Here is an 836-nt window from a genome sequence, read left to right as displayed (position 1 = left end):
ACCGCCGAGACCGAGGCGGCGGAGTTCATGTCGACCTACAAGCTCGGCGTCGTGCCGATCCCGACGAACAAGCCGATGATCCGCAAGGACCAGCCGGACCTCGTCTACAAGAACGAGCAGGCGAAGTTCGCGCAGGTCGTCGAGGACATCGCCGAGCGCCACGCCGCCGGACAGCCCGTGCTGGTCGGCACGGTGAGCGTCGAGAAGAGCGAGTACCTGTCGCGGCTGCTGGCCAAGAAGGGCGTCAAGCACGAGGTGCTCAACGCCAAGAACCATGCCCGTGAGGCCGAGATCGTCGCCCGCGCCGGGCGGCTGGGCGCGGTGACGGTCGCCACCAACATGGCGGGCCGCGGCACCGACATCATGCTCGGCGGCAACGCCGAGTTCCTCGCGGTGCAGGAGTTGAAGGCCCAGGGCCTGGACCCGGTCGAGACTCCCGAGGAGTACGAGGCCGCGTGGGACTCCGTGTACGCCTCGATGCGCGACACGGTCGCCGAAGAGGCGACGAAGGTCGTCGAAGCGGGCGGCCTGTACGTGCTGGGAACCGAGCGGCACGAGTCGCGCCGCATCGACAACCAGCTGCGCGGTCGCTCCGGCCGTCAGGGAGACCCCGGCGAGAGCCGCTTCTACCTGTCCCTGACCGACGACCTCATGCGGCTGTTCCAGTCCGGCGCCGCTGAGGCGATCCTGGCGCGCACGAACTTCCCCGACGACGTCGCCATCGAGTCGACCATGGTCTCGCGCGCCATCAAGAGCGCCCAGTCCCAGGTGGAGTCCCGCAACGCCGAGATCCGCAAGAACGTCCTCAAGTACGACGATGTGCTCAACCGTCAGCG

General features: G+C 68.2%; 1 protein-coding gene. It reads left to right on the top strand.

Translation table 11 applies throughout. The features are described 5' to 3' along the window. Nucleotides 1-836, top strand: an 836-nt coding sequence (locus NQ160_RS24295) for a preprotein translocase subunit SecA (protein ID WP_441338279.1), incomplete at both ends; no start/stop codon positions are given.

Source organism: Microbacterium sp. zg.Y909 (assembly GCF_024626565.1).
The sequence above is the reverse complement of the archived record's forward strand: the minus strand, read 5'-3'. Positions and strand labels throughout refer to the sequence as shown.